This window comes from Arthrobacter sp. NPDC056727, assembly GCF_042790555.1.
In the GTDB taxonomy this organism is placed as follows: domain Bacteria; phylum Actinomycetota; class Actinomycetes; order Actinomycetales; family Micrococcaceae; genus Arthrobacter.
On sequence record NZ_JBHTZA010000038.1, the window covers coordinates 20,063 to 27,675 of the forward strand.

General features: G+C 58.0%; 5 protein-coding genes. 2 read left to right on the plus strand and 3 right to left on the minus strand.

The window, feature by feature from the left end; all coding sequences use genetic code 11:
- Positions 1–663: 663 nt before the first annotated feature.
- A complete protein-coding gene (locus ACFRAH_RS23135) occupies positions 664–2,100 on the plus strand; it encodes a sugar porter family MFS transporter (RefSeq protein ID WP_377993245.1) in 1,437 nt (478 codons plus the stop codon).
- A 1,078-nt stretch (positions 2,101–3,178) separates the two neighbouring features.
- Complete coding sequence (locus tag ACFRAH_RS23140) at positions 3,179–5,344, plus strand: glycogen debranching N-terminal domain-containing protein (RefSeq protein WP_377993246.1); 2,166 nt, start codon at positions 3,179–3,181, stop codon at positions 5,342–5,344.
- Positions 5,345–5,427: 83 nt separating this feature from the next.
- Here ACFRAH_RS23140 and ACFRAH_RS23145 read toward each other — a convergent pair whose 3' ends face one another.
- From ACFRAH_RS23145 to ACFRAH_RS23155, 3 genes are all read right to left on the minus strand, one after another.
- Positions 5,428–5,691 (minus strand): hypothetical protein, encoded by a 264-nt coding sequence (locus ACFRAH_RS23145; protein WP_377993247.1) that lies wholly within the window; start codon positions 5,689–5,691, stop codon positions 5,428–5,430.
- Entirely contained in the window at positions 5,688–6,101 is a 414-nt protein-coding gene (locus ACFRAH_RS23150) for a nuclear transport factor 2 family protein (RefSeq protein WP_377993248.1), read from the minus strand. The genes ACFRAH_RS23145 and ACFRAH_RS23150 overlap by 4 nt, the downstream gene beginning before the upstream one ends.
- 66 nt (positions 6,102–6,167) lie before the next feature.
- Complete coding sequence (locus ACFRAH_RS23155) at positions 6,168–7,229, minus strand: maleylacetate reductase (protein ID WP_377993249.1); 1,062 nt, start codon at positions 7,227–7,229, stop codon at positions 6,168–6,170.
- Positions 7,230–7,613: the final 384 nt, after the last annotated feature.

Here is a 7,613-nt window from a genome sequence, read left to right on the forward strand (position 1 = left end):
AGCGAGTACGTCGTACTGGGTCTACGGCGTTTCATAGATAGGGCCGGACTCAGCTACCCCGGCATGGTTATGGACGTCGCTCTCAGACGCGCTTTGAGCCGGTAGGCCACGCTTTGACCTGGTGGGTAATGGTGGCATTCGGTGCCTGCTTGCAGCTCCCGCCTACGGTTAAGGAATAGTAAATCAACCCAGAGCTCGCGTGCAAGAGTTTGTACTAACATCCCAACATAGTCTCCGCTTGTTCATGCCAAGCAGGGCCGATTTGCGGGCGGCCGTGCTGAACCACAAGCGGGCAAAGCTGGCGCTCAGCGCAGGAGTGGCCGGCTCGGCTTTCCCTGCTGCCATCTCAGCGATCCTCCGCGGCGGATGCCAGCCAAGACGCTCGCGTATGTCACGATACATAGACATTCGGGCGCTGATGTGTCTAAACTCTCACTGACACTTACTACTGTCACGTGACAGTTGCAGCGAAGCAACGCCTCCCGGCACTTCCGCGACATCGTCGGCACTGACCTCCCACCCGAGGAAGCATTCAGCATGTGCCGCACACAGACATCAAGCTAGCTGGCTCTGCACACCGACGAAGGTGCGGGAGCAACAGGACGATAGGACATATTCGATGAACTACCACTTCCTTGTTGAGGAAAACGCGGGGAGCGGACTGTGATCGGCGCCGACAAAGAAACCGCCCGGTCTTCCAACCGATTCCTCATTAAGCTCACCGCCATCGCTACCCTGGGCGGCTTGCTCTTTGGTTATGACTCCGGTGTCATTTCTGGCGCATTGCTCTATCTCAAAGACGACCTGCAGCTCGACACCTTGCAGGAGGGCATCGTTGTCAGCTCCCTGCTGTTCGGCGCCATCTTCGGCGCCCTGCTTGGCGGCAAGCTCTCTGATGTAATCGGTCGCCGCGGCAGCCTGATGGTTTGTGCTGGACTGCTGCTCTTCGGGGCACTGGGCAGCGCCGTGGCCCCCAACTATGAATTTATGGTCACCGCCCGCATCCTCCTCGGCCTGGGCGTAGGAGCTGCATCAGTTACAGTGCCAATTTTTCTGGCGGAAATGGCACCGGCTCATCGACGCGGTCGCATCGTCACGATCAATGAACTCATGATCGTTACCGGCCAGTTTCTGGCGTTCGTGACAAACTCGCTTCTGGACCAGCTCATCCAAGACCCCCAGGTTTGGCGCTGGATGCTAGGCGTCGCGACCATCCCTGCGGTCGCTTTGTTTGCCGGCATGATGCTCCTTCCGGACTCCCCCCGCTGGTATGCACTCAAAGGCCGTTACGCAGACACCCGTCGGGTGCTCGAGCTCAGCCGCCCTTCTCGGCAGGCCGCCGAGGAATATGACCTGGTCGTCGAGCACATTCGGCGGGAAAAGAAGATCGACCGGGGCGCAGCCCTGCGCGACCTGAAAACATTCCCGTGGATGCGGCGACTCTTGTGGGTCGGCGTCGGACTCGCCGTGGCCTCCCAAGTCACCGGCGTCAACACGATCAACTACTTCGCACCCACTATCCTGCGGTCGACCGGGTTGGGTACGAGCGCGGCACTGGTGCTCACGATCGCAGTGGGCGTCATTTCGATTGCCGGAACCCTCATCGGTATCTATCTGCTCGGCCGATTCAATCACCGTCCGCTGCTCCTTACAGGGTTTTACGGAATCATCGGATCGCTGGTCACCCTCGCGGCTGCCTTCCAGCTTCCCGAATCCAACGGCCGCAGTTATGCCGTCCTCGTCGCAATGATGATGTTCATGTTCTTCATGCAGACGTTTGTCGGAATCGGCACATGGCTGATGCTCTCAGAACTCTTCCCGATTGCCATACGTGGATTTGCCATGGGACTGGCCGTGCTCATGCTCTGGACAGCCAACACCATCATCTCGTTCATCTTTCCCATCATGAACGCCGGCATCGGCAGCACCGGGACCTTTGCCATCTTCGTTGGCCTGAACATCATCTCCACCATCTTCCTGGTCAAGTTCCTGCCCGAAACCAAGGGCAAGACCCTTGAAGAGTTCGAGGAAGATTACGCCGCCAAGCACGGAGGATTCCTTGGCGCGCCACTTAGGTCCTCGGTAACGACCTCCCACTGAGAGACATACCCCCAAACCAACAATTGCTGCACTTGCTCCAGCGGAGCAAGTGCAGCAATTCGCGCCTCCAGGTTCGTGCAGGATCGAGTATCGCCTACACAACACAGACAGATAGGCATCCCGCCCCTGACCGGACCCGCCAACCGAAACCTGGCCGGGCCCGGTATCAGCGCACGAACGACGGCAGACCGCATCATGGGCGAAGATCCACGGGAACTCCTCGTGGAAGGTCGCGTGGCTGGATGGGTAATCATGCCCGATCGGCTGTCGAAGCCGAGGCTCAGCGCAACGAACTGCCGAGGGGCTAGCAACTACTTCTACTCCCGTGGTTTCAACGCCGATAATGAAGATTCCGTCATGTAACCGAGTGCCGCCGAGTGGAACTCAGCAGGGGCCATTGCCCGATGCTCCCGCCAAGGTTCCTTGGAGCTCCCTCGTCGTGTAGCCCTGTTGGACGAGGGTGGCGAGCAGCGCCGGTGGCACCCGCCGGCCGCCCTGCGACATTCGACGCCACGATCGGCGTAGGCGTCAGAATAGCCCTGGATTCCGTTTTTATTGACACTGGCTCATGATCTTCTCAGATCCCACCCTGACAGTCGGAGGGGGTAGGAAACCGGGGGCGCGGTAGGCCGAGAATCACCCAAAATAGTCCAAAGCATAGGTGGCTCGATGAAAATCGCATGCGGCAGCAGCTGGCAAAGTCACCTCTTGAAGTTCAATAGCTGTCTGAGAACATCCGAACTCTGCCGACAGGAGAATCCTCCCTGGTCAAGTAACCCCGACGTCAGGTTGGGGTGTACTCCTGCCAGACCTCGCGGATCCCTCAAGGCCGCCACCGCAGCCTGCGGGCACGGCGCCGTGGGTACCCATACCCTGACTGCCTCGCAGGCCAGCCGACATTACGTCCAGTCGCCGGCTCTGCGCCTGGATGTGATCCGTATCTTCGACGCCGAACGCCCGGACCAACGGTTCTGCTCAATTATGGTTTTGGCCCCAAGATCGGCGTACCGTCGCTTCTTAGATGAGAGTAACTGCGCGGATTTGCCCATTCCTCATTTCCGCTGGAAGAAGGATCGACATGGCAGGGTGGAACGCCGACACAGCAGCGGGACCTCTTGGAGCAGGAGCGGTGACGCTAGTCGAAGGCTCATCCTTCTGTATATCCGCGCCGAACGGAGATATCCAGCCTGCCCTCCCACATGGGCTTTTCGTGCAGGACACACGGCTTCTTTCGCGTTGGGAACTTTCGGTCAATGACCAACAGTTGGAACCGCTTACCGCAGAGCAAAAGGAACCCTACAGGGCGCTCTTTGTGGGGAGAGTTACGCGCACCGACGGGTACGCGGACAGTCCACTGGTAGTTAAGCGCCTGCGCGAGGTGGGGGCGGGCCTGACGGAGCAGATCACGCTCCGGAATTACTCCCGGCATGCAGTTGAATGCTCCGTCTCCCTGCGGATAGAAGCTGATTTCGCAGATCTCTTCGAGGTCAAGGAAGCCCGCGTTCGAAGAAACTGGGAAAGCATCCGACAGATTGACGGCGAATTCCTCACGATCCGAGGGACTTGGCAGGATGTCTCGAAGAGTGTGACCGTCATGGCTCCGCAAGCTTATTTTCTACATGATGGCGTTTTGACGTATAGAAGTGTCATTGAAGCCCATGGGCAATGGCAGACGGTGATTACCGCCGTACCGGAGAGCGTGGAGTCTACGCCGGCGATTCAGTCGTTTGTGCGCTCAGGCACTGAGGGGCTTTCGCCTCGGGATGAACGACGCCGAGCCTGGGTATCGAAAATACCCGTCCTGCATATCAGCAACAGATCAATAGAGCGGACGCTACAGCGCAGCTACGATGACCTTGGCTCTTTACGAATTGAGGACCCGGCTCACCCGGATCGTGTCGTTGTTGCAGCAGGGGCCCCTTGGTTCATGACGTTGTTTGGACGAGATTCGTTGTGGGCGTCGGAAATGGCATTGCCAGTCGACCCTTCGCTGGCTTTGGGGACTCTCCAAACGCTTGCCAGCCGGCAGGGGGAGGTTATTAACGCCACGACCGAGGAAGAGCCAGGGAAAATTCTGCATGAAGTCAGACTCGATGTGTCAAGCGGAGAAGCGCTGGGCGGCAAGTCCGCGTACTACGGCAGTGTCGATGCGACACCCCTTTTCGTGAGCCTTTTAGGATCCGTCAGCCGCTGGGGATTTGCTTCGAACACCATCGAAGACTTGTTGCCGAATGCAGACCGCGCTTTAGCCTGGATACAGAATTTTGGGGACAAAGACGGCGATGGCTTTGTTGAGTATGAGCGCCTGAACGACCGTGGTCTGGTAAACCAAGGCTGGAAGGACTCATGGGATGGCATCAATTTTGCCGACGGCACCATGGCAGAGCCACCAATCGCACTGTGTGAGGTGCAGGCCTATGTTTATGCCGCCTACATGGCTCGCGCGCGAATCGCGTACGAGACGGGCGATTTTTCCATCGGCGATAGGTTTGCTGCTCGAGGGGAACGGCTAAAAGAAAGATTCAATGAACAGTTTTGGCTTCCTCACAAGGGGTACTACGCCGTGGCCTTGGATGGCGAAAAGCGCCAGGTCGACGCTTGTGCATCAAACATGGGGCACTGCCTCTGGTTTGGGCTGGTCGATAAGGACAAGGCACCATCTGTGGTTGAGCACCTGATGTCTCCTCAGATGTTCAGCGGGTGGGGGATCCGGACCCTTGCGACGGACATGGGTGCCTATAATCCGGTGAGCTATCACAACGGCTCTGTGTGGCCGCATGACAACGCAATTATTGCCACTGGGTTGATGCGGTACGGCTTCGTCTCGGAAGCACAGCGCGTTGCACAGGCTTTGTTGGAGGCCGCCGATTTTTCAGACGGAAGGCTCCCTGAGCTATTTTGCGGCTTCAGCCGCGATGAAATTGCGCGGCCGGTGCCGTATCCCACCGCCTGCTCGCCACAAGCGTGGGCCACTACCGCCCCTATTTCATTGTTGACCAACCTGTTGCAGTACGACGCGTACGTGTCTCTGGGTGGGCTTTGGATGGATCCAGTTCTGCCTGATTCTTTCGGCCAGCTGCATATCACAAACGCCCCGACAGGCCGTGGTCCGATCACCATAGACGCTGCTGGTTCCACCGTCTCGGTGCGAGGGCTGCCGGCAGGGTTGCAGTTGCATCGCGGTCACCGACCATGGATGCCTGAGTTAGTGGAACAAGCGAGAGCCCGCGAGCAGAGCAGCTGACCTTTGCCCGTCGGCTGGTCGCGTTGCGGTTCAGCGCTTGAGTGCCTGCCGTGCTTCGTCCCTTTTCCAGCCGAGTCAACGGGTCAGCGGAACACTATGTATCCTGGACCGGACTGCTGCAGAGGTTGAAACTCCTGCCGAAAGCGTTTGACGATGTGTTCCTGAATGTCCAGCAGCCTTCGCTCACCCAGTTCCGTTCGCAGCCAGGCTACTCCGAGCTCTGGCGCGGTTTCCTCTATCGCGCCTCGCCATTGGACGACGTTTCTATTGTCAAGAACTTCAACCCATTCCCCAAGCTGAAGCGAGCTTAAGAAGCTAATTGCTGCGTGGGTAAGGTCGTCCTTCATATTGTTACCTGCCGATTTTGTGGGGGTCGCGGTCCGAGCGGTGTGGGGTGGTAGGCGATGAATTTCCAATCGCCCGCCACTTTCGTCCAAACCGACAAGGACGCATTGTTGAGCGACTTATCTGTTTCGTTCACGCTGACTTTTGCGACCATCTTCCCTAGAACCAGGGCAGTGTCTCCAGAAATCACAAGGTTTTCAATCTCGTGTTCTATCCAGTGGTATCGAAGTTCTCCGCTACGGAGTTTTGCTACGTAGGTGGCCAACGAATCGCGGTTACCAGCAGTGTGTCCGTAGACGAGGTCTGGGTGACAGAGCTTCTGGAAGGTGTCGAAGTCACCATTCAGCACGGCATCGTAACGCTGTTTTTCCAAGCTTTGGATGGCGGCGTGGTCGGAGGTGGGGGTCTGCATCGGGACCTCTCGCTGTGTTCATGTCCTTCCTGACCCGCTTCTGATTGATGCGGGAGAATGACTTTCTTAGAAGTTAGGGGAGTCGCCGTTGAGGGCGGCGGTTAGCAGTTCTCGGATACCTGTGGGTGTGACTTCCCGAGGATTTGCGTAAGGGTTCCTCGTTGCAAGCTCAACTGCTAATTCAAGATCGGCGTCCGTGAACCCCAGTTCCCGGAGGGATGAAGGCGCGCCTAGTTCCAGGCTGAGCTCCCTCAGGTACTTCACGGGGTATTTCGCGCCGGTAGCCCTTTGAAGAGCAGCGATGGTTTCCGGGACCGCACCAGCGTTGTAAGCCAGGGAGTAGGGGAGTATGACTGTGTGTGTTTCAGCGTGGGGAAGGTTGAACGTTCCACCGAGGGTGTGGCATAGCTTGTGGTGCAGGGACATGGTCGTGGCGCCCAGCGTTGCGCCGCAAAGCCAGGCTCCATAGAGTGCCTCGCTGCGGTGCTCGATGCTGTGGGGATCGGAAACGATCCCCGGTAGCGCCGATGTCAGGGCACGGACGCCTTCTTCTGCCATTTGCGAGATGATGGGGGACCCGTCCGGAGCGTAGAGGGCTTCGACCGCGTGGGCAATGGCGTTAAAGCCGCTCGTTACGGAAATGCGGACGGGTAGGGAACGGGTTAGTTCGGGATCGTAAATGACAGCTGCAGGCAAGACGCGGGGGTCGCGACCGGTTTTTTTCACTCCGTCGGCAGTCAGACCCCATATAGGGGTCATCTCGGATCCAGCATATGTGGTGGGGACAGCGACGATGGGCGCCCCGAATTCCAAGGCAAGAGCCTTTCCCAGACCAGTCGTAGAACCCCCGCCAACGGCAACGTAGCCGTCGGCCTGGACTTCAGAGGCTACAGCACGGGCTCGGTAAGCCGATTCAATCGGGACATGCATTTCTGCCTCAGCGTGCACACCTGCGCTTAGTTCGCCGAGTTCTTCCGAAATGCCTTGGGCAAGGTCCTTTTGTAGTGGTGTCGACAGAACGAGGACACGCTTAAGCCCTAGGTCGCGGATCACCTTCGACAGGTTCTGCACCGATCCCGGTCCGAAAATGACATTCATCGGCAGCGATTTGTACTGAAAGTCCTTCATAGTGAAAGTCTCCTTGCATAGTAGGTAAGGCCTACCTAGGCGGTCTCCTTGACAGCTGGACGCGGCACAAGCCTTCCGCAGAAACAGCCCATTCAAGAAGGGCAGAGATGGCATTTGTTCACTCCCGCTAGCTGCGTCCGATGAGAGCCCGGAGGTGAGCACGATGGTGAGGCCAGCAGGCGAATTGAGCATTCACAGCAATGGCGGTCTACTTTGACGGCACACCTTCGTTCTTATTGATGTGAGCAGAGAGGGCGAGGCACAGCGGGCGCCTCGCCCTCTCTGCTCGGGTTTTGCCGTGGTGTTAGTGGGCTGTTGCGCCGGTGGTTTGGTGCTTGAGTTCCCGTACTGTTTTTGCGAACGGAACGGGAGTTACTGTGGCGC

Bases quoted from the DNA above. Each gene is read 5' to 3' on its own strand.
- ACFRAH_RS23155 (WP_377993249.1), bottom strand. From the start codon at position 7,229: ATGAAGGACTTTCAGTACAAATCGCTGCCGATGAATGTCATTTTCGGA.
- ACFRAH_RS23150 (WP_377993248.1), bottom strand. From the start codon at position 6,101: ATGCAGACCCCCACCTCCGACCACGCCGCCATCCAAAGCTTGGAAAAA.
- ACFRAH_RS23140 (WP_377993246.1), top strand. From the start codon at position 3,179: ATGGCAGGGTGGAACGCCGACACAGCAGCGGGACCTCTTGGAGCAGGA.
- ACFRAH_RS23145 (WP_377993247.1), bottom strand. From the start codon at position 5,691: ATGAAGGACGACCTTACCCACGCAGCAATTAGCTTCTTAAGCTCGCTT.